Genomic DNA, 26,327 nt, shown 5'->3' on the forward strand with positions numbered 1-26,327 from the left:
TTCCATCATATCATTGTGAATTCCTGAATAGATTGTTCTCGTATAGCATGAGATCCTCCGAAGTATCCACTTCGCCCCAATTCTGCTGGTATGGAATCGCAGCTACGGCCAGCTGTCCACACTCAATAACCCTCTGCAGCATGGTCGTCATATGAATACTATCCCGAATTTGCTCCGGCAAATTATTCATAACAAGCAACACCTGCCTCCATGCTACCGGAGTAAAACGCAGCAAACCCATATATTGGCCCTCGATCTCTTCGACGCACCTCGGCTTATTGCCAATTTCCGCCAATGACCCATCCGGATTCAAGCGAAATGATTCAGCATCAATCAGAGGATCACTGAAGCGCTTCGACCATTGAAACAACCAATTCGGATCGTATAAGACTGCCAGAGCCTCGCTGCTTTCCATTAGCGACTTCACAGCCAGGTAGTCATAAAATATATCCGAATAACTCACGATGCATGGCTCCTGTAGCAGCCACTCTCCCGCGTAACAAAGCGATTCGACCATCTGCGTTTCAGACCAGCGAGGGTTGTGGAACTCGGTAAGCCCTATGTCGGCCAACATTTCCCGCTTATAGCCCGTCACAATGGCAATTTCGCTAATGCCCGCCCTGCGCAGAGCTTCGAGCTGCCATTCCAACAATGTCCGACCATTCAACTGAATCAAGCATTTCGGTCGATCATCGGTCAGATTATTCATCCGGCGACCGCGGCCTGCGGCGAGTATGATTGCTTTCAATATACTAGACTCCTCAACCGTTCCACGTCACGAGTAACAAAATCATCCTCACGTTCTGGGTGCCACATCCATCCTTCCCAGGGCAAATAAACGTGGCGAATCGCCTCAAGTTCGCCATCCTCGCTTTCAGCCAAAACCTTGAATTCGTTGGGACATTCGGCCAATGCAAATTTGTGATAGCTGTTGACCACGCCCGATATTTCCCCTTTCAAGCGATGTCTACAGCGCACATGACCACTGACGGGTTTGAGTAGTGCGCCAGACCAATGTCCAATCATCTGCATGCCACGGCAAATGCCCAATACCGGAAGCTTCCACGACTCCGCGTAGGTCAGGAGCGCGAGTTCCGTCAAATCCCGATCCCCCGATTCGCCAATATCGTTACCACCACCAAGCACGACTGCGTCCGGCCGAATCTGATTGAGCCAGATGATCAGTCCATCAGATACCGACAAGACATTGGGAACGGGAAAAGCAAGCCCACCGGCTGCCTCAATAAACTTGACTAGGCGTTGATCGAGGGCGTCACGAACCTCTTCCCGCTCAGGAAAGATCTCAACCCGCTGACTTACCGCAATTCGCTTCACACCAATACCTCTACCCGACGACCGGCGCAATCCAAAAACAGGCGCTGCGAAGTTGACCAACGCCGGTACAACACCTCGCCTGCGCCGATGACGGCAGGGAGGCCGAGTTCGCCCGCTCGGATGGCCATGTGGGAATTCGCGCCTCCCCAAGCTGTAATCAAGCCGGCAATGGGGTAAGCGAACAGCCAGTCATAACCTGGATCTGCGTTGGGAATGCAGATAATGGTTCCAGTCAACTCTTCCAGATGTCCGCAACCGGCGACAGGTGCCGTAACCTGCTTTTGCGTGATGAAGTTGGGCTGAGTCTCGGGCCATTCAAACGACCATACATCCTCAGGCTTGGCAATCAGCGGGGGCAGCGAAATGCGGAGCCCCGCCGCATGCCGAGCCTTGCCCTGTTCGATATTGCATAGGAGTTCCTCTTTGGGATCGGCTGCGGCCACATACAGTTCCTTGAATAGGTTAATGTCGCTGTAAGAAATATCCTCCCGGGCAATACCCAGCCGCTCCCCCATTTCTCCGATTAGAGCCAGGATATCCGAAAGATTGCGAGTAAAGTGGAATTTCGACAGTTCTCGCAATTCAATCCCGGCCTGAATGAAGTCGAACAATCCAACCGGATCAGGCTGTAGACCATGTGCCTCCAGCAACTTCACAATTTCCCGCATCTGCGGCAAAGTTAGAGAGAAAGGTTTGACCGGCTCTATGTCGGGAGACCACTTGCTCCAGTCAGAATAGAGTTCCGGGGCTTCATCGTAGCGCGGTGACAGAATATCGTACGTCCCCGGACGCAGATGACCGTAGCGTGATAGAAACGTCGTTTTGTCGAGAGTCGCACGATCTCGAGCCATGTTTCTACCGACGGTTGAAACCGATCCCAAAAAGGCATCGTAGTCCGCTTGCGACAACACCCCCACCGACATGAGAGACTTGAGCATCTGAACAGCGATGAAACCCGCGCGTGCCAGACCCGCAAAGGGAAGCGTTCCATAGCGCTTCGCATCCTCCAGAAGCCAGTAAATTCGTTCCAGGGGATCGGCATTAGAAGCCAGCAATGCATCCCGCCGGTTCTTCAGCACGTCGAGCCTCGCCGCGTCCCCCCTCCATAGCCCTTCTTTGGGATGCACGATACGATTGGTGAGTTTGCGCAGACTCTGTGCGATGACGTCACGTTCATGCTTCGAAAACCCTGCCTCGGCGAGTCTTTCCAAACGCTGTGGCAAGTCGAGCGTGTAACAGGAAAACACGATTTCGAACTCCACTTTGTCGTGCAAGGTGGGTTCACGCAACAAGCGGTCAATGTAATGATCAACCAGGCGCCCCGCCAAGCCCTCATCCAAATCGGCGGGGATGAAAGAATTGAAGGACACCCGCACATCGATATAGGGCAAGCCGAAGAAGTGCGGCATTAACGGAAAACTGCGCAGATTGCGATATCCGTAGTTGTGACGTTGATAGGCCCATATCGAGTCGGTAATAAGTTCACGGTAGAGCGAGAGCGCCAGCGGCTTGGGCCGGATACCCACAATTTCAGCCGGGTTCCAATCCGGCATGACGCCATAGACGGTACGGCTCCCTATCAGGAAAGGGTGGGGCTGCATCCCCCGAAAAATCTTCTGCTGAATGCGCATCAAGCGGTCGGTCTGCTTTTCCGGAGACTCCGCCGCAGCCGGCAATATCAGCGGACGCGCCTGTAACAGCCAAAGCACATCACCTTCCGGTTCGCGAGTGACTGCGAATTCGCAGTCCACAGGCAAATTGCCGAACAAAGCCAGCAGCTCTTCCAGCAGAGAGACCAGACTTGCCAAGAACGGTTCAGAAGCCTCGGCGGCGCGGGCTGCGCACTGCCAGGTGCGCCCGCCCAAACCACCTGTTACCGCTGCGGTATCGCTGCCATCCGCCCAGTTGATTGTCCGATAAGGACTTGACGTGTTGGGGTCGTGCGAGAAGGCCACGCCAGATCGCACGACGTTACTCAGCATCGGTTGAATCAGCACCTCGTCACCTGGGTTCCATGCACCGTAGGCGGCGATGACCTGTTCGATCGCCACCGCCAGGGATTCCTGCTCCACATCGGATACGGAGAGGAAAGCTCCTGCGTTCGAAATCGCCGCGCCATCTTCGGCGACGCAGCTTGAACGCACAATCCAGGGGCCTTGCCCTAACGCGGACTGGACACCGTTCAGACATGCGAGTTGCTCAGCCCGCCAGGTCTCGATAGTGAACGAAACCAACGGCGCAATCCTTGCCGTCGTCAGTACAGCCTGCAATGCCCTGAGAGTGCCGGCCTTTGTCGAAAAACTGAGCGGCATCGACATCTAGTTCTTGCGTCGCGCCGTCCAGGCTCGCGTCAGATAGGTGGCTTCGATCAACTCGACCCCTGCGATTTGCTGTTCAACAAAGCTCAGGAAGGCATCGAACTTGTCCGGACCCAGCTGAACACGCAGATCGCTCACCGAACGCCACGCGCCAAGATAGCGCTCAGGAGTCATCGCAATGACGTGTTGCCCCTCAACGTAAACTACATCCTCAAAGAACGAAGAGGAGTTCAATCTCTCGGCAAGCGTTTCGGTTATTCCCGAACGCCCCGAAGAGATTCGTTTAAGGTTGGGCGATAGTGACTCGATATGGGCTTCAATCTCGACCAGAAGTGGATTGACTTCGATCAGCCTCGGATTCCAGAGCGCAGTGAAATACCCACCCGGGCGCAGAACACGGCAAAACTCCCTCGTCGCCACTTCATAGTCCGCCCAATGGAAACTCGACGCCATCGTCAGCCAGTCCGCTGACGATGGTTGCAGGCCGGTTTGTTCAGCGCTGCCAGGTAACCAGCGTATGCCCATCCCTTTGCTATCAGAAATACCGTTTGCCCGCATGCTGTCATTAGGCTCCACGGCTATTGCCGATTTGACCCCCGTCTCCGTGACCATGCGAGTCCAGATCCCAGTACCCGCGCCAACATCCACAAAATCGACCACCCCAATGGGTTTGTCTAAAAGACCGAGTAGCGCTTTCAGGACAGCCGGGCTGTAACCGGGGCGGTACCTCGAATAATCCTCGGCCAACCCAGTAAAATCACCAGCCGTACCCGTAAAGTTGCTGGCCGATTCCCCAACCTCTACCACAGCCCCCTCTCACACATGTATTTCAACATATCATCAACCAAAATTTGGACACCCTTTCCTTCTTCAAAAGCTGCCGTCCAATCCGCGGCTTCCGGTTCATCAAACTCCAGATCCAGCCCCACTACATTTTTCAGTATCCCGGCATCGAATCGCTTGTAGATGCCCTTTGAGTCCCTACGACGCAATTCCTCCAAAGGCACATTCAAGTACACTTCGAAATAGCCTGGCAGGTTTGCCCGATTCCACGAGTGCAACTCACGGAACAAGGAAATAGTGGCAATGACAACGATTAAACCCTGAGCAGAAATTATGCGACAGAGATGGGCATACTTCATCCCCAGAGCCAAACGTCTTTGCCTACCGAAGTTGAGCTCATTATCGTCTACCGCACCAAATACCTCCCGCAGGTCATCGCCATCAAGCAGAACGACAGACTCACCTTGATTTCGCAACCGCTCGACCAACGCGCGCGCAAACGAAGACTTTCCAGCGCCGGATAGACCGGTAACCCAAAACACCGATGGTAGTTGCTTCAGTTCACCTGACACGCCGTATCCACCGTCCCAGGACAATAACGATGCCGGAGGCTGGCTCGCCGGCAAATATCGGCAACGTCTTGTCACTCGCATCATCTTCCGCTTCAACATCCGAAACCGGCCCCTGCTCTGTTAACCCGAGCACAGGGAATCCCAGGTACTGACGATTTCCGGATACCTTTCATCATAAAAGGCTCTGATTTCAGCCAGGAGTTGCCTGTGCCCAAAATCGGGGATGTCATCAAGAGTATTTATCTTCACCGTTTCGTAACTGGTCATACACGCCTTGAAGTCATCGGATATCTTCCTGCACTCGTCATACAGTCTCTCTTTTATCCAAGTCTTGACCAAATCAACAACGAAGCCAAACTTACCCATCGGAGTGGAATAATTGTTGAAGTCACTGGTCAACTGGAGATAGGCAGTAATCTGCCTGTCTTGAGGCATAAATTCAGCCCACAAGTCTGGCGACGGAAATTCAAAAAGCCTGACCATATACGGATTGTCGACGATATCACCATAGCCTGAGAACTTTACTTCCAATTTTCCGTGCAAGACATCAACGGGTATCACCTGCTCATACAAGAACCTTGAAAAATAGGAATTTTCCTTCTCCATGATTGAGCCATATATATTCCTTATGCCGAACAAATCGCAGATCAGGGCTTGCGTTTTTTCGATCTGTGGCATATTGAAGGCTGATACATCCAACACCAATTGCCCGCTGGCCTTGTCTGCAATCCGTGCAGACCTTATCAGATGTCTATATGGACCGATATCCATCAATTTTTGAATGAACGCACAAAGGTCAGCCGGGGGAGAATTGGACCTGACCATCTCATGAAAAAGGCTCGCGTTTATCCACGAAACAAGACCGTCATGCGGCTCTCTAATCAATGTGATGCATGCGGTATTTTCCTTCTCTGAGAGAATCCTATCGACAAGATCCAAGTCGTTAATGGAATGTACCTGGAGCACAAGGCGGTTGGCGGCCATGTGCCATAAATTGTCATAGTTTCTCAGCCAATAAGGCGTCTCCGGATATGGTGGCAAAAAAATATCGTCGTTCTTCGATATTAAGTTGTAGGCGGCCATGGTGCCAACCGAACCTAATGAAATAATTAGTCGATGCATCATCAAATCTCTTGTCCCGCTCAATACCCATTCATGATTGGTTACGAATTTCCAGCCAACATTTAGTAATGTGCAAAATGTCAGTTTGAGTTGAGTGGCGAATATTAAGTCACAGCTTCTGGCCAGCGTTGGAAGGTTTTAATTGAAAGTCTCCAACTGATTATTAAGCGGCCTATTCAAATTTTCGGGGCACTTCCAAACTACGAGCGGCTTGTTTCGTTTTTCTATTAGTCGCCTCAGTTGTTATAAATCGCTATCGTCTCCTTGACCATCCTATCCATCCTGAAATGTTGTTTTATAAAATTGGCGCCAGCTTCCACCATATTATTTCTCAGACTCACATTTTCAAGCAAATCAATTACCGCATCCTCAAGTCCGTCAACATCACCAACATTGACGAGAAACCCGGTCTCGCCATCGATTACAGCATCAACAGCCCCGCCCGCTTTTGTAGACACCACGGGGCAGCCAAGCCACTGAGCTTCAAGCAAAACATTCGGAGTACCTTCTTGGCGAGAACACAATAACGCTACTTTTGCCGCCGAAAAAATTGTCGCCACATCATTTCGGCGTCCTAAAAGAAACACTTGCTTGTCCAGTTGATTTGCCGAAATATATTCACGGATTTTCTGTTCCAGAGGCCCAATACCTGCTATCACGGCAACCACAGTCGAACGTCGCCTGATAATCCGCCGCACCACCTCCAAAAAAATAAGCGGCTGTTTCTCTTCCGACAAACGAAATACACCGGCAATAATTTCCTTATCGGAGGAAATGCCTAATTCGTCCCGAAAATGGGATACTTGTTGATTGGAAGCACGACATATTCCATCAAGCTCAACGCCGTTAAGGATGACCGCAAATCGTTCTTTTGGTATATCAAGCCATTTTGCATAATCTTCGGCGCCGGCATAAGAATTATTAATGAAGCGAATATTGGGACTACGTGCCAACTGAGAATACATCGCATACAAATAAGGGTCTGCCAAATAGGGGAAATGTGTTGGGTTTACGTTTCTGGTACTCAACACAATGAGCGGGATTTTTGCGAGCAGCGCTGCGACACCTCCCCATATGTTTGGATGATCCAGCCAAGAATGAAAGATATCCGGGGGCTCACAAATCAGTTCACCCAGTATATCGATAGTAAAAGAGCGGAACTTTTCCGGGATATTTATTAAATAATCTTCACCCTCAGGGAGAGATTTTATTGCCGACTCGAATTTAGGATCAAAGCATTCACCGGCGACACGTACCGAAATCCCCTCTTTATGCAGCAAATCAATATAGTGACCGTGTTCATCAGTTGGTTTATATATCAGCATAACCGACACATTAAAACCCAATCTGCGCATACCAATAACGCAATTGCACAGTTGTCGTTCAGCCCCTCCGGACTGGAGACTTCCAATCATATGAGTCACTTTAGGCGTGCGGGGTATCGACGCAACTGGCTTCGACGCTTCAGATTGAAGCCAGTTTTCCAAGAAAAGCGAACGAGCATGCCATTCCCTATTTTCTTCTTCGGCTGTTAATTTCACCCGAACCTCACCGCTACGTAGCAAATTTAATTTGCGCAGGATTTTACGAAACTGGTATTTAATAGGCGATTTTTTCCGTCTCCTTTCAAAAAACCATGACGAGTACTGTCCCATTTCTTAAGATACAACCTTATTAAAATTTAAAAACACATTTCAAAAATTACTAGGTTGATTACCTAACTATTCCAACCCATGTCCCCCAGCCGTATACGCCTAGACATTCCACTTCATGGTTCTTCTCCATCCTGTCCAGCGCGATCTTTGTGGGCAAGGCTTTTTCATTGCCTATACTGAAGTAATCATCCACAACCAAATATGTACCCGACCTAACAGGCTGGTGAAAAACCCGCCGATATTTCCCCTTACCCACGATGTTCGTGATTTTTTCGAGTTGAAATCGGTCATGACATCGAGTTTCAAGCGTTTTGCCCCGGTTTCAAGGGCTTTTTATTCGCCTGAAGCCGTCTGTGGACGGTTTTCAGGCGAACTTCACCCTAGGCGGGTGCACTCCACGCCGGTTTCGGCGTGAACACCAATAGGTTGAGCATGCGCGTCAGGTTGTAGGCGGCAAAGCAAAACAAGGCCTGACCCGCGACTTTGGCTAAGCCGATGTGACGGGTTTTGCGCAGGCCGCCGACCGTTTTGACCCAGCCAAAGGCTTCTTCGACGATTTTGCGGCGCTTGAGACTTTGGGCGTAACCTTTGCCGCGCGCGGTGCGGCCGTCGACGGCACTGCCAATCTTTTTGCGGGCCACATGGGCTTTGATATCACGGGACTCGAGTCCGTTGACGAACGCCGCTTGGTCATAGCCTTTGTCGGCACTGACGCTGCCACCTTGGGGCACGCGGCGTTTGATCATTTTTTGCGCGGCTTCGATTTCGGCGGTGCCGGTGGCTTGAGTGGTTTCGACATCGACAATCAGGCCGTTGCGATTCTCGGACAAGGCATGGGTGATGTAACGCAGTTTGGCCTCGGTGTATTCGCCTTTCTTGTAAAGCCGGGCTTCGGGATCGGTTGTACTTTGATGGGTGGCGTTGCTGCGCTTTTCGCCACTGAAGTCGATCTCGGGATTGCGGCCGGCGGGTTTATCGGGACCACTACCATCTTTTTTGACGAAGCTTTTGTGCGAGGCCCAGGCTTCAATGAGGCTACCGTCGACACTGAAGTGTTCGTCGGACACCAGATTTTGCCATTCGGCTATGGCCAGTACCCGCTCAAAAAATTCGCGACTCAGGGCTTCGGACAGCAGGCGTTCGCGGTTGGCACTGAACACTGTGCGTTCCCACACGGCGTCGTCGATGCCCAGACCGACAAACCAGCGAAACAACAGGTTGTAGTCCAGTTGTTCCATCAACTGACGCTCACTGCGAACGGTGTACAGCACTTGCAACAGCAAGGCGCGCAGCAGTTTTTCAGGGGCAATCGAGGGACGGCCTGTGTGCGAGTAACGCTCGGCAAAGACGGCATCCATTGAGGCCAATACGCCATCAACCAGTAGCCGTAAACGACGCAACGGATGCTGTTTGGGAATACGGTCTTCCAGGCTAACATAGCTGAACCAGCTGTTTTGAATGGCATCGTGTCCGCGCATTGAAAGGCTCCAAATTTAGGTAGCCTATTTTAACAGTTAGCCGCTCATCTATGCCTTAGCTTACTTGGCTTTTCGAGTTTTTCACCAGCCTGCTAAGCAGGCTTCCAAAAACCTCAAAATCCTGATCAATCTGTCCATCGGCATCAATACAAATCAAGCCAGCTTCGCCTTCTCCAATTTCATTTTTGATTATATTGGCTACCTTAGGATCTCTGCTGATTCCAGTAATTAGTTGCACATATCCGTCCAAACGCCATTCTTGTAGATTATGCTTCAAGTCCGAAATAATATCTTTTGTCGGACAATGGGGATGATCAATATAAGCACCTCCCATTTCCACACTAATGGTATCCCGCTGTCTTTGATACCCATACCGATGGCTATCGTCGAACCACCAATATATGGACCAATCTCGATAATGGCGCCCGTTGAGTATTTTGCAAGATGATAAAGAATCGATAACGCATCGGAATGGAGCATTGAGATTTTTCTATTCAGCCCCACAAATTCAGAATAAAGCATCGAACTGCGATAATATGGCAGCAGATAGCTCATCTCGACAGGAGTATCCGGAAGTTCATTAAAATCGACCATATTTATTTAATTTCTCTAAAATCCATATAGTTTCACCCCTAACGCCATTAATTTTCGAATGCCGTTAAACCACAACTCTCAAGATGGCAAACGAATATTGTCATGAATTTTTTCTTAACCATGATTCAAGAATAAGTAACGGCCAGACTTGATAGATAGAAAAATATCCGCTTTCTTGTTTTGCCACCAACATCTCAATCTCTTTAGGATCGAGATGTTCCTTCAATTTGCTACTTTCACATAACAACATTTCCCTGGCTAACAACAATACCTCATCCTTAGACCAAGCATTTGCAGGCAAGCCAAAACCCTGTTTACGCCTATTCATCCAATCTTCCGGCAAGTATCTTGAGGCCAACTGCTTTAATATCCGCTTCGTCTCATCCGGCGCCTTCCAGCACGAATCAGAGCGAACTTTCCTGGCAAATTGTGCCACACTCAAATCAAGCAAGGGACAACGAACCTCAAGAGATACTTGCATACTCATGCGGTCGACTTTTGCCAGCACCGCACCCGGTAAATAGGTTTGCGCATCCAGATGACGCATACGATGCATCAAGGGCATTTTTGTAGAATCAAGCATCTCCGCCCATTCTAATAACAATTTATTTACCGACTCCGAAATTCCTCCCATTAGCTTGCTGACCTGGACTGGCTGAAATATTAACCAGCGCGGCGAGAGGTAGGCTGATGACGCACTCCAGCTACTTTCAGATACCGTTCCTTTCAACGATTGCCCGGCCCAGTTTTCTTCTTCATTCAGAGTGTCCCGGTAACGACCATATCCGCCAAACATCTCGTCACCACCATCACCCGAGAGCGCCACAGTGACATGTTCACGGGCATGATGGCACAACAGTAAAGTGGGTAAGCAGCTGGTATCCCCATTCGGCTCATCAAGGCGAGATGCTATCTCGTGCACCAGCGCAATGGCATCGGGCTTAAGAAGTCTCTCGTAGTGGTCGGTACCTAAATACTCGGCAATTTCACGCGCCGCACCATGCTCACTCTCAGCAGAACCTTCAAAACCAATCGTAAACGTTTTGAGCTTTCGCCCCAGCTCCTTGGTTGCAATCGCAGCAACCAAAGATGAATCGACCCCACCCGATAAAAACGCCCCCAGGGGGACATCTGAAACCAGCCGCTTTTCTACAGCCTGAATGACAGCCTCGCCTAATTGGTCAATTTCACTTGTTTGATCTGGCTCGGTCTTTGGTTCTGTCGGGCAAAAATCCGCATATTGATTTATCCGGATTATTGGTACACCGCCTCGAGAAAAGTCTGCTTCAAGATAGTGTCCCGGAGGCAATTTTCTAGCTCCGGAGAAAATAGTGTGGGGAGCGGGAACGTATTGCGTCATTAAATAGAGCGACAAAGCATCCTTATCTATCGACGCATCAAACAATGGTATAGCACGTAGCGACTTCAACTCTGAAGCAAAAGCGAAATAATTTGAACCTTGACTGTAATAAAGTGGTTTTTTTCCGAACGGATCCCTCGCAAGCAGAAGACGTTTTGTTCTTTCGTTCCAAACGGCAAATGCAAACATACCGTCCAATTTCTTCAGTGACTCCACTTCCAAGTTTTCGAACAGAAAGGGCAACACCTCGCTATCAGTGTTTGAGCGAAAGCAATACCCTTTTTCGATGAGTCGGCTACGCAACTGCTGAAAATTGTAAATTTCTCCGTTAAAAGTTACCCATACCGAACCGTCACCGTTTCCCATGGGTTGTCGCCCGTCGGCACTAAGATCGATGACCGATAAACGCCTGTGAGCCAATGCGCAATTACCCGATTCATTTACCCAAATCCCCGCATCATCAGGCCCACGATGCGTCATTGAATCTCTTATCGAGCGAGTGATTGAAGCAATCCGTTCCTTACCGAATCCAGCCCCCCAATCGATTAAACCTGCTATTCCACACATAAACCGTTAGTTACGTTAGCTCTTGGCCTTTTGCAATTAGTCGCCATTTTTTTTTCGCATACGATGATTCGTTGCGCATCGAATGGTAAAGACACCTAAAATTCCGCAGTCGTCTGCGCGATAAAGCCGACTTCAATTAGACATAGCGGCAACGTTTGTTTTAGCTTGATTATCAACTTTAGGTAACTTTTAATAATTACAGACCGTATAATTAAGAGATTATTTAGAATTTAGTCTTAACAAATAAGCCAGAAAATTACTATTCATCGCCACGAAAATATCATCCCGATTTTCGACCTAATATATGCCATGCGCAGTTATGGGGCTCCCCCCTATTTAAGGTGACAATATCTTCAAATCCCGCGTCTCCATACCAGTTGTAAACAATGTCTTCCGGAATAGTCCAGTTATAGAAGGTATTCAGCATATCCATGTAATTGATGGCATTGTCGGGGTCTTCGGCAATTCGAAAAACAAAGTCCTGCTTTTCTTGCATGGTTTGGCATTCACGGTGAAACTGTTTCCTTAACTCACGCACCCCATCCGATGCATGATAGGTTGGCGCATAAACCATTATGTATAAACTCCCGCCTGGTTTCACTGTGGATGCTACGTTCTGAAAAGCTTTTTGAGGATCATGTGTGCACATGACGACTCCCCAACACAGCACAAAGTCGAAGGCTTCATGCAAATCGGGTCGACTAGGAATATCAAAAATATCGAGTCGCTCTGTATTCGGATTAAACCTTCTCGTCGAATTCAAAGCATGCTCCGACACATCGACCGACTTAACATCCCCTTCCAGCGCCAACAGCGTTCTAGTCCATCGACCGGCGCCACATCCAATATCCAAGCACCTCTGTCCACGAAAAAAATCCAAAGGGAATTTGGGCTCGAGATACAGCTTTCCGCCTACTGCGCGGCGTTCGTCATTGCCGCTAGGCCTTAGAATCTTCGATACCAGCGGATAAATTCTGCCAAAACGCCGCCGCTTAATTACATCTGAAACACCAGTCAACTCATAAATTCGGTCATCAATGTACTGATCTGATGTTTCGACGCCAGTGTGGTCGCAAAACCCGCGTTGCCGCTCAAGAAATAAACGCCACTGATCGTCAAACTGCTCCGAATAAGTCACAGGTTGATAACGCCCCGAATAGCTATCATCCCAAATCACCAAACCGTCATCAAAATCAGGATTACGACCAACGACCGGAGCATTCAATACTGAATCCAACATTTCTCTTTGCCCAATCTAAAACTTCATTACAGCTTAATTATAAATGCACCACCGGAAGCCAAATTGACCAATGGCTCCGGTTTGTCATTCATGAAGGCATCCACCACCTGGGTGACACCGGGACAAGATTCGTGACCATAATCATCAAACAAAATGAGTGCCCCGCTGTTTAATCTGGGATAAAAAAACATTAATGAATCCAATGTAGGCTGCGCAAGATCGACATCAATATGCAAAAAACAAAAACGACGATTTGCAACTTCCGTGAACCGTTGCGGGATCCAGCCCTGATAAATTGTTACTACGGATGGATCATCGAAAGGGGCCAAAGTGTCCCAGACATCACTTACGGAGCCATGCAAATCACCAGCCTTCCACCAGTCACCGTCAATCGCGACAGGGGACGACAAGCCCTCGAACGAATCGAAAAGAAAAAGCTGCTTTTTCAAATTGCCGCGAACAATATGACGAGCCAAGAAAAACGCGGACCCTCCTTGGTAAGTACCGCATTCCGCAACATCTCCTTCAACATTTACCACCAGCTTGAAAAGTTGTTCAAGATTGAATTTCCTTTCATAGCTGTAATCGGCATCGGGACTTACATGCGCAAAATCAGCCGCAAACTCCTGATCAATATCAACACGCCGCCCAATATCCGGAAGCCTGCTGTACGGCCATATCTGCCTGTATGCTTCACGGGCAAGACGAAAACGATAGAACGGTGGCAAATTCGAATAGCCTCCTGTTTCGTTTCCAATTATCTGGTCGGGACTATTTACAGCATACATGCTACTCGGCAGCACAGCTTCATATCGACGACCATTATCAATCGGCGAACTGTTATCGCTAGATGAAAACCAAATATAATTTCCGTAATGAGAATATAGTCCGCATCCTATGGCACGAATATCATCATGGATGGCATGCGGCGGCCATAACTCCACACCATCTTCAAACAGAATTATTTTCGATGAATAAGGACTGCTCTCGGTATCACCAATAGGCGACTCGTTTGGCATTTTGATTACAAATGCATGCCCCTTATCAAACCGGATATTTTCTCTAGGAAACAAGAACATCCTAGAGCAAAAATTCAATGAATTCATATCAGCCTAAAATGCATAAACTTAAAATATCGACTCAAAACCGCTTTATCAATTAATTTAAAAAACACTACGTAAACGCTTATTTATAACACCAAGCATCTATTAATTCAAAAAACGACCTCGACACTGATTTTCCGAAACCCAACTGCAACTCCTTATTGTACTTGTAGTATAAGGAGTTAGATTTTTTCAATAATTCAATATAACCACCGCATTCCAACGAAAAATCACAGATAATTTTTGCCATATCAATATTTTTCATTGGAATCCCCCATAAACCATCAAATTGTTCTTTTTTCAAACCTAGACTTTCATACATCAAGGAAAAAGCTTTATATCGCCCATCGGATGTATTAAAAAAGCTTTTGTCGCAGCCAGATATATCAGCCACAACGTAGGCAACAACACTATTCTCGTCGCACCCGGCCCACAGATCTCTTATGCACACATCAACCTGTGAATACGAACAAACATTAACAAAAGGAATTTCATTTTTAATCAGAAAAACATCTCTGAGAGCATTATTATAAAATAACAAATACAAATCCGATAATATAGAGTACTCAAAAATATTCTCCACATCAACCCATAAAATCTGTTCATCAACCCGTTTATCCAAAAACAAACTTTCAAAATCCTTATCGTTTTTTGGTATAGCATAGAGTACGTTCGCATACTCTCTTAGCAACCCAACAATAAAATCTACTTCTATTACGTTAGATGGCATATCTGAGCAAATAACAAACTTATTGTACCGCAATACATTTACTGATTTATAAGAACTTCTCATGTAATCAATATATTCGATATAAGTCAAAGCCTGCATAAAATATCTATCAGCACCTTCCTTGCCTTCAATCATTTGATTGCCACCAATAGATACAATAAAGTTATTCTCACTCCTCGATCTGAATTCCTCAAGACTTTCCCCGCCTCCACTCGGGAAAGGATCAAGATAAATATCTATCACAAATGCATAAACTTTAGGATCAATGTACCCTTCAAAGAAAACTTTATCCGAGACACCAAAACTTTCTATAACTGCCAGAATTCGGCTATTGTCGCCATTTCCACAAACCAAGAAAACTAAATCCTTACCAGACAACAATAACCTAGCAATCACATTTAGATATTCTCTATCTTCCATTTTTGCAAGTCTACCAATCGCACCGAGTACGATTGTATTGCCAGACCATCTTTGTCTAATGAAGTTGGCTTTCTGCTGGCAATCGTGTTTATCAGTTACAGAATAGTCAGTCAATATATTAAATTCTGAAAACTCATAACCATAGAGCTTATAGTCATCGGTAGAATAATGAAGTATTCTTTTATCGATACCCTGCACGTCAAAAACATAATTTCCATGACTCCAAAATATCTGAATCGGCGCGACTCTAGAGGCAAACAAAAAGTTTATTTCCGGACGACCATTGACAGCAATTAGAATATCGACATTGTCTTGAACCAGCCTCTCTCTAACAAGAGTTACCTTCTTAAATATAGAATAAAAGTGTTCATTACTTCCAACATACTCGCCATGAAGATCGATATACTCAAATCCCAAACCAGTTATTTTTTTAACTAGACTTGAATCGGAACCACCTAACTCACTAGAATTTAGATCATAAATCAAAAAATAATAATAAGAGCTTGCATCGCCTTTTTTTAAGTTAATCAACAATGAATAGAGAACATTAAAAATAGAATAGTCAACCAGCCTGTCGAGTAAAAAAACAACTTTTCTAATAGCACCATCCTCTCCCAACCGCCGAGGGTTAGGCAAGATGTTTAGAGTGGGAATAACCTCATTTCGAAGATAAGCCTCCAAAGGCTTATCAACCTCATCGTTGAATCGCCTAAAATCATCCTGAGATAGTAACACCCCGTTGTGACAGTAAAGCAGGGGAGGATATAACCAAAGAACCAACTCTGTTAGCCCGCTCGAAATGGCTTTCAAGTATATCGGATAAATAGCTTTATATATATCTAAAAAAACAACGCTTCTTTCATAAAACAATATTGTAAAATAAACCAGCTTACATATTAACTTCTTTTGAGCCTCTATACTCAAAACGAAAAAATTCTCTCTAAATAAATTCTTTGAGTATAGACTTATATAAACACCCAAATATTGGCTTGGGAAAACCAAGCAAATAAGCCCGTAATTATTATAAATATCCATCAAATCATCTGAATCCGCCAAGATATTGAAATATTTATCCTGCAATTCAGCAATTATTAATGGGTTAACGATAACTGACAGCGCATACCAAATTTGCAAACTCTTCGTATCATTTCGAAGCTCTTCTCCCTCAAAGCAACGCAAACAATTAGCCGCAACTTGTTTCGACTTTGCGTCAAGCAGAAACATATTGTTTTGTAGAAAACCATGCATCAAATTAATCAGTTTTTCGATTTCACTATAACCATTTGCTTGGTTATCAGACAACTTTCTCATCAATACCGTCAATGTCAACCGTAAAATGAAATTTACGGTTTCCGCACTCAATTCGGTCTCATGTATAACCTTTAAAAACTCTGCCTCCAAGTGTTGAATCACATTCATTATCGAACCAGATATCTGGTTTTTTACTACCTCGCTTAAGTCTTTGTTTGTAAAATCAACCCTTATCGGCAATAAATCAATATTTGATAAAAAATAATCAACAAAACAATCCGCTTTAACGTTTATACAATTATTAGGCGCATCATATATTACCGGACCGTCATAGTAATTCATTATCAACCCACTATCATGTAACTTAGAATCTGATAATGCTGCTGCCCCGTCTAAATAATATACAACCGAATACTTCTTCATCGTAGGATAAGATCCGAAACTTACTAAACACGACTATTGGTGGATAAACAAAAGTTGAACTATGGGCACTAATTAAATCTCACCCAGCATAAAAACGCACCTTAACCAACAATAAACTTCACAATTTATTCCAATGGAAATATAAAAAATCAAACCATAAAAAACCAAACTATACAGAACTATAGCGAGAACAAATTTCCTGAATGCGTGCGTACACTTCCGTGTCATATTCCTGAATCTCTGGAAACATCGAAATTCCAGCTCCCGCAATATACAAAAATCCTTGAGCCAATAAACCGGCATGAATAGAATTGTTAATATACATTGGAGCATTAACTTTCGTTATCAAATAAAAATATTTTTCACATAGTCTCAGATATATTTTTACAAACAACTTATCATCAAAGCAGTCATTAACCAAAAAAACCGCTTGTCGAACAGCATCTCTTAGCACAATAAATTGATCAACCCGACTGCCAAATGAGTATGGCGCAGCATATTCCCTTGGTCCTTTTGTTTTACCAAACATCGGATCGCCACTATCTTCAATCGGTTGCTCATGCCCTTCAAAACAGGAAACCTCTGATGTAGAAATCACGTCGCACTTTGCACACACCAATAGCTCCAAAAACAAATGCGGATATACTCGGTTCCGCTCCAATCCAATTTTGAAAATATCCAATATTCCATATTTTTTGATAAGCCCAACGTTGTAGATGGTTCCAGAAAAATAGTTATTTGCAAATGAAAATCCAGTCAACGCCTCCTCTCCGGAGAAAAATGATTTGTCCGGTCTTGTGTGGGAGTTTCGTGGATTCATCCCTGTAACCGGCTCAATGCTTCCTCGAATAATCCCCAAATTAGGTAAAGATAACGCGGGTAGAATTTGCCGAATCATTTCTGGATTCGCGTAATCCTCGTCGCTTAGTATCATCACAAAATCGGTTTTACACAACTCTAGAGCCTTCAGAAAATTACCCTGAGCAAATGTATTAGTTTTGTGGCGAATATAGTTCAATCGATGATCGGCTTTGGCGAGTGTATTTAGCTCAGCGTAACTATCAGTTTCTTCAACTGAGGCATTATCCAAGATCATTAGCTCCCAGTTTTCATCTAATTGAGGCAATAACATTTTTGCCATTTCTAGCACTCGCCGCCCTCTGTTGTAGGACATGACCGCAATAGTAAATACTAAGTTGGCTGAACTTTTCAATGAGCTATTTTCAAAAGTAATAGATTCTTGCATAGATTAAATATATGTTTCGATGATTTGTGGTTGCTCAAGAAAGAAAAACCTGCTCTTTTATCCCAAAGATATCAGCATATTCCTGCCATACTGATGATTCCTCGAGATAGGATTTTGCTTTGTCGAAATGATTCCGAGCCATCGCGTTTTGGCCCATTTGTTCGTAACATAATCCGGAAAAGTAGTGGGCGAATACGTGATCATTCTTGGCTTTAATTGCTCCGTGAAGCCCTATAATCGCTTGTTGATAATTGCCTAAACGATAGTCTGGATTATTAATAAAGTTTAGCTCCAGATTCATAAAGTAAGCAGTTTTATATATTTCGGAGGTCGAGAATTCCGGGGTAGCGACAATCGCTTTTTTGTAGTCGGTATCGATATAGCTGCCTTGGAGGTAATCGTTTTCAATGCAAACTTCCAGCATCTCGCTGCCCACAAGGGGCGTCGCGAAAACGATGACAAACCAGTTGCAATTCAGTTTTGTCAGAAATTTCCTAGCTTCGTCGATATCTTCACGGGTTTCTCCAGGCATGCCAACCAGGATGTTGACGTTGGTATAGATATTGAGTTCACGGCAGTCGTTGACTACTCTAACCGCAATGTCGAGATTTAGCGGCTTTTTCATTAACTTTTTCAGCACGTGGTGGCTGCCGGATTCTACGGGCAGAGTTAGCTGTACCACGCCAGAACGTTTCAAAGCCTCAAGCATCTTTTTATCCAGCGCATAAAGCGCCAAACCATTTTGAAAGACCGGTGTGGCGTCGCCCATTTCTTCGAGTATTTGTAATATTTCGAAAACTCGGTCGGTATCGCCCATCAGATGGTCGTCTTGGAAAATGAACTGTTTGGCTCCGTATTGATTTCGCAAATGCCAAAAATCCTCACGAATGCGCTCGACACTGTAATAGCGCATTTTGCGGCCATGCACGGTATGTGAAGCGCAGAATGTGCACTTAAAAGGACAGCCGCGGGAAGTCATTACATGAAAGTTCGCTGTAGGGATGCCGAGGGAGGCATACGAGGTAATGGCTGGATTTTTAGAGTATTCCTTGACGTCGCAAAGGTCGTAATCATAAAAGGGTATCTCATCGAGATTTTCGATAAAGTCATGCGAAAATACTACGCCCTGGGTTTTGCGGAGAGTAATCCACGAACTGCTTTGTTCAAGGTAGGTTTTTCTGCAAGCAGCCTGTAAAAAATTAAGGAAAGGTCTTTCGCCTTCACCATAACAGATCCCGTCAATACCCTGAAAAGTCGCATATATTTCCTTATAGGTATTTTGCGGGACGCCTCCGCCAGCCAATAAATAGGCATCCGGAAAAATTCTTCGGCATGACCTGGCGATATCGATCAAGTTTTGATACGAAGGAGTAAACAAAGCCGAGATAGCGATTACCGTAGGATTGAAATTCGATACCGGGGGTTGCGAAAGAAAATGATAAAAAAAACTGTCAAAACTATCAAAATCGAAACTATTAAGCTTATTTAGCTCAATGGAAAAATCGATTAATTTACAAATGACAGGGACATGCGCTTTGACATAGGCGCTTAATGCCAAACAACCGAGAGGCATGTCGGTCACGACGTTGCCAAATATGCCGTCATTTTTTTGATGAGATTTTGTATTGTACGCCGGGTTTATATAATCAACATACCGTATAGGAGGTGGAACAACAAACAAAATACGATCGTTCATAACTTATATCCTCGGCAATGAGTCCAGAATTTACAGGAAAATAATGTTAACAATCACTGATAAGCATTTACATAACCAAACGTCCATGCAAAATATCTTCAATCATGTCCAGGTGTTTTTGCCCGTGTAAAAAGAAATAATTGGTGGGCTGGGTTGCATCGGTAATAGTATCGATTTCGACAAAATCAGTTTCCACGTAGGCAAAGCAGCGATAACCGACCGATGATAATAACTCGATAATGTCGTTGGGATGGTAACCAAATTTGGCCGACCATTTTCTAAGCATTTCGGTAAATATAAACGGTTTATCCCTACTTATAACCTCCATACCGCCTTTGAATACGAATAACTCGGAGCCTTCTACATCACACTTAATCATATCCAGTTTTATGCCGTTTCGTTTGGCGTAAATATCCAGGGTGGTTGCTAGACACTTGGTTTCATGTACCAATTCCCTGTCCTGTATATTTCTCATCGACGAACTACCTGTTTCCGTTTCCGACCAATAAAAAATCACATCTCCTTCAGTATCGGTCAACGCTAAATTATTGGGCGCAATTTTTGAACAACTATTGAAATCAATATTTTTGATTAAATAGTCGTAGGTATAAGGTACTGGTTCAAAGGCGTAAATTCGCTCTACAGCATCTAGTCTGTCGAAATTCAGTGAATACCAACCCACATTGGCACCAATATCAAAAATAACTCGACTTCTGCTAGCCAGAAAATAAATCAGGTTGCTCTCGATCGGATCGAAAAAACCGAAGTTTAATATTTCGATAGGAATAAAGCGACTATCGGTTTTATCCAAATATAATTTGATACCGGCTTGCTTAGTAGTTAAATAGATTTTTTCACTTTCGATTAGTATCGATTGCACATCTGCATCTTTTATGTAGTCCGCATAATCGAACAACGCCTTGTGTTTGGTGTGCATAAGGCGAATATAACTGTGTTTATCTATCTGTCCGGCGCGGTACAGAATGCGCAGTTCGCTCAATGTCATATCGATTGTCGGTTCCATTTTTATTCCTCGAAGCTTTGGACAGTCCGCTTAAACCCTTCCGCTATAGAAAATGACAGGCGCCAACCCAGCGATTTTGCCTTGCTGATATCCACCGTAGTTCTAGCGAAATTTGTTCTTAAAAAATTTTTGGAATGATCGACACTTACGGTGACGTTTAGCTTCCTTTCCGAGAAAACCTCGGTAACCAAATATTCAGCTAATTCCCGCACCCCAATATCAATATCGGAGGCGACGTTGTAAGCTTGGCCGTTCTCGCCCTTTAGCCACACCGTAAAAAAGCCTAGCACCGCATCCGCTATGTAGCAGTAATTCCGCAGTACTTTACCGTCGCTATAGAGTTTGATGTCTTCGCCTTTAACGATGCAGGCGATAAAGTCTGCAAAAGAGCGGCCGTCATCTAATCCGACTCCGGGACCATAAGTAATCGCTGGCCGCACTATTTTTACCGGCACACCGTGTTGACTATGCCAAGCAATACACATGTTTTCACCCATGCGTTTGCTCTCCAAATAGCACGCCGACAATTGAGTTGGATCCAGACGACCAAAACAGTCTTCCGTAATCGGATATTCGTCATCATCGACATGACCGTATACGCCGCTGGTGCTGAAAAACAGAAAGTTCTCAACATGGTTTTGTACCGCAATTTCTAACAAGTTTTTGGTACCGATGACGTTAGGCAACAGTGTGCCCACAGGGTCGCTTTCGAATACTTTCGGCGTGGCCTGGCTGGCCGCATGAATGATCAAATCAATTTTTTCGTTAATGGCGAAGTGTTCGCATATATTCTGTTCGACCAACTGCAAAAATTCCGAGCCAATATGGGCGAAGCGTTTTTGAGCCCGCGGTAAATCCCTGACTAAACCGATCGTTTTGATGTTGAGGTTCAGCGTTTCGTTCAAAAACATCAAAGCGTCGACCATATATGAAGGCAAAAACCCAGCGGCGCCGGAAATCAAAACGGTCTTGTCTTGTAACACATGCCAGGGCAAGTTTGCCTTTGCGATAAATTCCAGATCGGATTCGATGATCTTATTTCTCATGCCGACTCAAAATATTTGGCTTTTAACTGCTTGGCGTAATTCAAATAGTCGTCGTCGCGGACAGCTTGTACATCTAAAGAATCCAAGTTTTCTTTATAGTAAACATAAAGCTCATTGACAGCGTCCGGGTAACCAAGCATTTGCAGATTATTTATTTCTTCTAACAGGCGATCATTATTGCCGGAATAATCTACACCAATACCATCATTCAGCACCAGAATATCACTTTGGTAATCGCTTATTTTATTTATTACCTTCACCAAAGACACCAGATCTATTGGTTCAACCGGCGTTACGTTATAGGACCTGTATTTACCATTATTGAAGACAAAGTGTTTTATGACCGTATAAAAATCGCCTATATAAATGTAGTCGTAGTTGACGTTCTGGTTTATAGTAATAGGCATATTTAAAATATTCTTGACGATTGCATTCGATATAAACTTATATCGGTAGTCCTCGTACTTTCCAAAGATCCCGAATATTCTCAGGGTTATCATGTTCAGCTCACGGCAATCTTCGATATATTTGGAAATAATGTATTTTGAATAGCTGTGACTGTCTGTCGGAACATAACTATCGAAAAAGGTTTCCGGCATTTTTTTGTGCCAATATTCCCTACAGTATTCTGATCCACTCCCAAGGTTTATAAGTTTCATTTGCGGGGTCATCCGCCGCGCCAAATTGAAAAACATACGCAGATTGTTTTCACAGACGTCAACGGGATAATCGGTTTTTTCCCGTAAAGTGGTAGCAGAATGGATAATGGTCTCCACTGGGTTGGCGTTTAAATACGCTGACACAGATTCCGCACAAGTCAAATCGAGCTCCGCAACAGATGGATGTAATACGTCGATATTATCACCCTTAAAATACTCAACTAGGTTTCTGCCTACAAAACCTTCGCCACCTGTAACCAAAATTCTCACAACCTAATCTCCAAATACATGTGCGCTAAGCGCTTTGGCCTGCCATAAATATGGTATTAATCATGATTCATCAACATAAAACAGTTGTTGACAAATTGATATACGATAACGCCGTTATTTAACAGCTTAAGCGATTTAACAGCTTCCGCAGGAAAAACACCCGGTAGCATCACGATAACCACATCTATTATGTTTTCCGGACAGTTTAGAATATTCGGCGACAAAATTGGCAGGTGGGTGACCGGGGCATATTTACCTTGTTTGAATTCAGCCGAGTCCAGTATGCAGGTCAACAAATCCGAGCTAACCAAGGAAAGCAGTGCCAGAGTACGGTGGCCAGCACCCCAAACCGCAATTTTATGGCCTTTGTTCGTCAGATCAGTCAGTAAGTCGTTAAAAACATTGACCAGTTTAGCCAGCTTCAAGCGGGAGATGTCTAAATCAGTTCGGGCTACTTTTTTTACCAGCAGGAAAATATCGTTTTCATTGTTTATTAAACGACATTCGATGATCGAGAAACCGAATTTGGCAAATGCTCCGACCAATGTATTGGCGGTGTAATAAACCAAATGGTCGGCAACGAATTCGTACAGGCAATGAGTCTGTAGTAAGTAATCTAAATTAGGCACGGTAATCAAAACGTAACCGTCGGGCTTGGTAATTGCCCAAAGTTTTTTCAAGAACTCATGTTGGTTAGGTTGATGCTCTAGATAATTAAAACTCACTACAAAGTCATATTTACTAGCATGCGAGCCATCCAATTCTTCAATATAACAATCGATAATGTTGCGGCGGCTAATCTGGTTTTTTAACAAATGGTGCGGCCTGTATTCTATGCCGATGCCGTCAAAACCGGTTTCGGTTAACAATTCGAGGTTTTCACCGCTGGCGCAGCCAATTTCAATAGCTGTGGGTTTGGGTGACGACAATTTGGTGAAGATGTCTCCGAAATAACTAAGCCTGTTTTGTTTCAAGTTTGGCGATAACGTGGCGGCTGTGATAACAGTTTTGTAATAATCTACAGGCGCATTGGCTAACTGCACCAACCCACATTCCTGGCATCTGTAAAGGTGCAATACCACACCATGGTCGCCGGTGAATTCGTCCGGCTCTGGGTAATATTGGGCGGCTTTGGGAAACGGCCCAATATCGTCCAGATGGGTAAGCAAATCCGATTTGCACAATCGGCAGAAAAACTCGGCTACTGGCATGATGGTATAAATACGGTCGTCTGTCATGAGCAGTGTTAATCTCTTTTAAACCCTTTGCTTAATCGCATTGCCTGAGCCTTGGTTGCTTTATTGCATTACGACCGGATTGTTGATCAGCGGTTATCATCGCTCTCTTTACCTTGGGCGATCACGTCCCATCCTTTCCGGTTAAAGCCCATATTGTAAGCCGGCAAGCCGTATGACATGCATTGCGAGCACAACGCTATGTTTTTTTTGTTCTCTTCGATTTGCTGCCGAGGCGTTTCCAGAAAATTGCTTGTTAGTAATTGGTTGTCGCGTTCAAATACCGTGCAGCAAACCGGAACCGATAAGTCCCATGAAATGTTGGTTTGATTATCGCGAAAAGGGCAGCCGATTAATTGGATTTGATTGGAAGCCCGGATGCCTTCATCTATGCCAACCAATAAATAGTCGTGCAAGGCCAGCGTGTCTTTTTCCGGCCTGCCTTGGCAGTACTTTATAACCCGTTCCAGCGGCATCACCAAAGCGTAGGTAGTCGACAGAATGAAGCCGAGTTCGTCGCACAACTCACGGTACTTTTGCAGATTGTTGCCGTTGTTATTGTTGTAGAGATGGTAGTTCACATCCACCACGGTGGATGCATTGTATTTATCCAGGTAGTAGCGCAGCTTGTATAAATTGGATTTAACCAAATTGGTATCGCCGCCGGTATGGGTACTGTTATAGGCGTCGGGGTAATAACCGGAAGTCGATACTTTTAAATAGTCCGGCGACTTCCGGATGACGTCCCTGATCCGGTTCGAATCCGGCAGCGAAAGATTGCTGGAAAGGGCAACGGCTATATTTTTGCCGTGAAGGTACTCTACGATGTCCGGTAGCTGCGGATGCAGAAAAGGCTCGCCCCAGCTGTATAAACTGACGTGGGTCGTTATGGCGTTTTCGGCCAGTATTTTGTCGGTAACCGCTTTGAAGTCGGCAAACGGCATGGTCCCGCGCGATATCGCAATGTCTTCCATGCTGTGCGCGCAGGAGGGACATTTTAAATTGCAGGTGCCGACCACATCTATCGTGTAAAAAACCGAACAATAGTCTGAATAACACAGCAGATTTTCGTCGCTGAAGCCCATGCCTTTGGCACATTGGACGATTTCGGCTTCCTTGATCGAAACGGCGATGACAATACAGCAACCGGATTTGTCGATAGTTGCGATATTCTCTAGCGTAAGCACATCCACGCCTGAAATTGTACTGCCGACAAATGCCGGATCGGAATCGACAAAACCGGCTACAGAGATGCCATGACCATCGCAAAACCGCTTGAATCCCAAGCCCGTCATGCGCGCTCCCCAGATGTAAACGCGTCTTTGGCCAATGGTTGTCAGCAATTTCTGTTTGGCTTCAAGCATCGATAAGGCCGTTTTTGAATTGGTCCAGGTACCAGTGGTAAAGGCTGGCAATCGATGCAGGGAAATCCGTGAACGTAATGGCGCCGAGCTCACTTACAAGGCGACCGTTATCTCCTAGATAAGTAGCCTTGATCGCCGGATTGACAACATTGATGTCACCCGACGTTTGCGTAACGTTCTTGATGTATTCAGCCAGTTGAGTCAATTCGACGGGTCGCGAGGTGCACAGATTATACGATTTGAATTTCAACTCGCGACCAATAACGGCATCGATGATTTTTACGAAATCGTTGACATACAAATAATCGAAAACCGAGTTTTGATTGACGGTAATTTTCTGTCCGCGGATGACATTGACCAAATTATTTGAAATAAATCGCCTGCTATGGTCTTCGTATTTGCCGAATATAGCGAACACCCTTAGGTTGTAAATCGGTTTGTCCGATGTTTCGATTATTTTTCCTATGCAGTATTTGGATAAGCCGTAGATATCGGATGGCACGTATTTTCCGAAATAATCTTCGGCCATATAGGGAATATAATGCTTGCCGTCATATTCTGCACCGGAACCGATGTGCAGCATTTTTCCGTAATATTGGTTGTTGGCTTCTAAATTACAGAAAACCTGCATGTTTTCATGAACCGAATTGATATTAACCGTGCAATTGATGACCACATCCGGCTTGGTTTCGCTCAGATAGTTTTGCACGTTCTCGAAGTCCAATAAGTTCAGCTGCTGGCGCTTGGGCGTTAACAACTGGTATTTGCCGGCATCCAGTTGCTCGGACAGGTTTCTGCCGATAAATCCGGTTGAGCCCAATATCAATACTTTCATT

The 26,327-nt window shown here is 45.3% G+C and carries 22 protein-coding genes; all 22 read right to left on the bottom strand.

Annotated features, from left to right (window positions below; all coding sequences use genetic code 11):
• Positions 1-10: 10 nt before the first annotated feature.
• Positions 11-748: a phosphocholine cytidylyltransferase family protein gene (locus ACR02O_RS21340; protein ID WP_458138264.1), complete on the bottom strand. Its 738-nt coding sequence runs from the start codon at positions 746-748 to the stop codon at positions 11-13.
• Positions 745-1,335, bottom strand: coding sequence for a gamma-glutamyl-gamma-aminobutyrate hydrolase family protein (locus ACR02O_RS21345; protein ID WP_458138265.1), 591 nt, complete (start codon positions 1,333-1,335; stop codon positions 745-747). Before ACR02O_RS21345 ends, ACR02O_RS21340 begins: the two co-directional genes overlap by 4 nt.
• On the bottom strand, positions 1,332-3,653 hold the full coding sequence (locus ACR02O_RS21350) for a PEP-utilizing enzyme (RefSeq protein WP_458138266.1): 2,322 nt from the start codon (positions 3,651-3,653) through the stop codon (positions 1,332-1,334). Before ACR02O_RS21350 ends, ACR02O_RS21345 begins: the two co-directional genes overlap by 4 nt.
• Positions 3,654-4,400, bottom strand: a complete 747-nt coding sequence (locus ACR02O_RS21355) for a class I SAM-dependent methyltransferase (RefSeq protein WP_458138267.1) — start codon at positions 4,398-4,400, stop codon at positions 3,654-3,656.
• Between the two features lie 53 nt (positions 4,401-4,453).
• Complete coding sequence (locus tag ACR02O_RS21360) at positions 4,454-5,008, bottom strand: adenylyl-sulfate kinase (protein ID WP_494522366.1); 555 nt, start codon at positions 5,006-5,008, stop codon at positions 4,454-4,456.
• Positions 5,009-5,128: 120 nt separating this feature from the next.
• Positions 5,129-6,091 (bottom strand): hypothetical protein, encoded by a 963-nt coding sequence (locus ACR02O_RS21365; RefSeq protein WP_494522367.1) that lies wholly within the window; start codon positions 6,089-6,091, stop codon positions 5,129-5,131.
• 275 nt (positions 6,092-6,366) lie between these two features.
• Entirely contained in the window at positions 6,367-7,671 is a 1,305-nt protein-coding gene (locus ACR02O_RS21370; protein ID WP_494522368.1) for a glycosyltransferase, read from the bottom strand.
• A gap of 494 nt (positions 7,672-8,165) precedes the next feature.
• On the bottom strand, positions 8,166-9,263 hold the full coding sequence (locus ACR02O_RS21375; RefSeq protein ID WP_458138937.1) for an IS5 family transposase: 1,098 nt from the start codon (positions 9,261-9,263) through the stop codon (positions 8,166-8,168).
• A gap of 55 nt (positions 9,264-9,318) precedes the next feature.
• Complete coding sequence (locus tag ACR02O_RS21380; protein WP_458138271.1) at positions 9,319-9,540, bottom strand: hypothetical protein; 222 nt, start codon at positions 9,538-9,540, stop codon at positions 9,319-9,321.
• A complete protein-coding gene (locus ACR02O_RS21385) occupies positions 9,537-9,857 on the bottom strand; it encodes a hypothetical protein (protein ID WP_458138272.1) in 321 nt (106 codons plus the stop codon). Before ACR02O_RS21385 ends, ACR02O_RS21380 begins: the two co-directional genes overlap by 4 nt.
• Positions 9,858-9,957: 100 nt before the next feature.
• Positions 9,958-11,784: an asparagine synthase (glutamine-hydrolyzing) gene (asnB, locus tag ACR02O_RS21390; protein WP_458138273.1), complete on the bottom strand. Its 1,827-nt coding sequence runs from the start codon at positions 11,782-11,784 to the stop codon at positions 9,958-9,960.
• Positions 11,785-12,064: 280 nt separating this feature from the next.
• Positions 12,065-13,024, bottom strand: a complete 960-nt coding sequence (locus ACR02O_RS21395; protein WP_494522369.1) for a class I SAM-dependent methyltransferase — start codon at positions 13,022-13,024, stop codon at positions 12,065-12,067.
• 26 nt (positions 13,025-13,050) lie between these two features.
• Positions 13,051-14,130: a TylF/MycF/NovP-related O-methyltransferase gene (locus tag ACR02O_RS21400; RefSeq protein ID WP_458138275.1), complete on the bottom strand. Its 1,080-nt coding sequence runs from the start codon at positions 14,128-14,130 to the stop codon at positions 13,051-13,053.
• Between the two features lie 79 nt (positions 14,131-14,209).
• On the bottom strand, positions 14,210-16,951 hold the full coding sequence (locus tag ACR02O_RS21405) for a hypothetical protein (protein ID WP_494522370.1): 2,742 nt from the start codon (positions 16,949-16,951) through the stop codon (positions 14,210-14,212).
• 169 nt (positions 16,952-17,120) lie between these two features.
• Positions 17,121-18,197, bottom strand: a complete 1,077-nt coding sequence (locus tag ACR02O_RS21410) for a glycosyltransferase family 2 protein (protein ID WP_458138277.1) — start codon at positions 18,195-18,197, stop codon at positions 17,121-17,123.
• A 34-nt stretch (positions 18,198-18,231) separates the two neighbouring features.
• Positions 18,232-19,893 carry a radical SAM protein gene (locus tag ACR02O_RS21415; RefSeq protein WP_458138278.1) on the bottom strand — a complete coding sequence of 554 codons (1,662 nt, stop codon included), beginning with the start codon at positions 19,891-19,893 and terminating at the stop codon, positions 18,232-18,234.
• A 67-nt stretch (positions 19,894-19,960) separates the two neighbouring features.
• Positions 19,961-20,917, bottom strand: coding sequence for an FkbM family methyltransferase (locus tag ACR02O_RS21420; RefSeq protein WP_458138279.1), 957 nt, complete (start codon positions 20,915-20,917; stop codon positions 19,961-19,963).
• Positions 20,918-20,919: 2 nt separating this feature from the next.
• Positions 20,920-21,963, bottom strand: coding sequence for an NAD-dependent epimerase/dehydratase family protein (locus tag ACR02O_RS21425; protein ID WP_458138280.1), 1,044 nt, complete (start codon positions 21,961-21,963; stop codon positions 20,920-20,922).
• Entirely contained in the window at positions 21,960-22,892 is a 933-nt protein-coding gene (locus tag ACR02O_RS21430; RefSeq protein ID WP_458138281.1) for an NAD-dependent epimerase/dehydratase family protein, read from the bottom strand. The genes ACR02O_RS21425 and ACR02O_RS21430 overlap by 4 nt, the downstream gene beginning before the upstream one ends.
• 56 nt (positions 22,893-22,948) lie before the next feature.
• Positions 22,949-23,935: a class I SAM-dependent methyltransferase gene (locus ACR02O_RS21435; protein WP_458139191.1), complete on the bottom strand. Its 987-nt coding sequence runs from the start codon at positions 23,933-23,935 to the stop codon at positions 22,949-22,951.
• 281 nt (positions 23,936-24,216) lie between these two features.
• Positions 24,217-25,491, bottom strand: coding sequence for a radical SAM protein (locus ACR02O_RS21440; protein WP_458138282.1), 1,275 nt, complete (start codon positions 25,489-25,491; stop codon positions 24,217-24,219).
• On the bottom strand, positions 25,484-26,326 hold the full coding sequence (locus tag ACR02O_RS21445; RefSeq protein WP_458138283.1) for an NAD-dependent epimerase/dehydratase family protein: 843 nt from the start codon (positions 26,324-26,326) through the stop codon (positions 25,484-25,486). The genes ACR02O_RS21440 and ACR02O_RS21445 overlap by 8 nt, the downstream gene beginning before the upstream one ends.
• Position 26,327: the final 1 nt, after the last annotated feature.

It is taken from the genome of Methylomonas sp. PHL2-19, assembly GCF_059331595.1.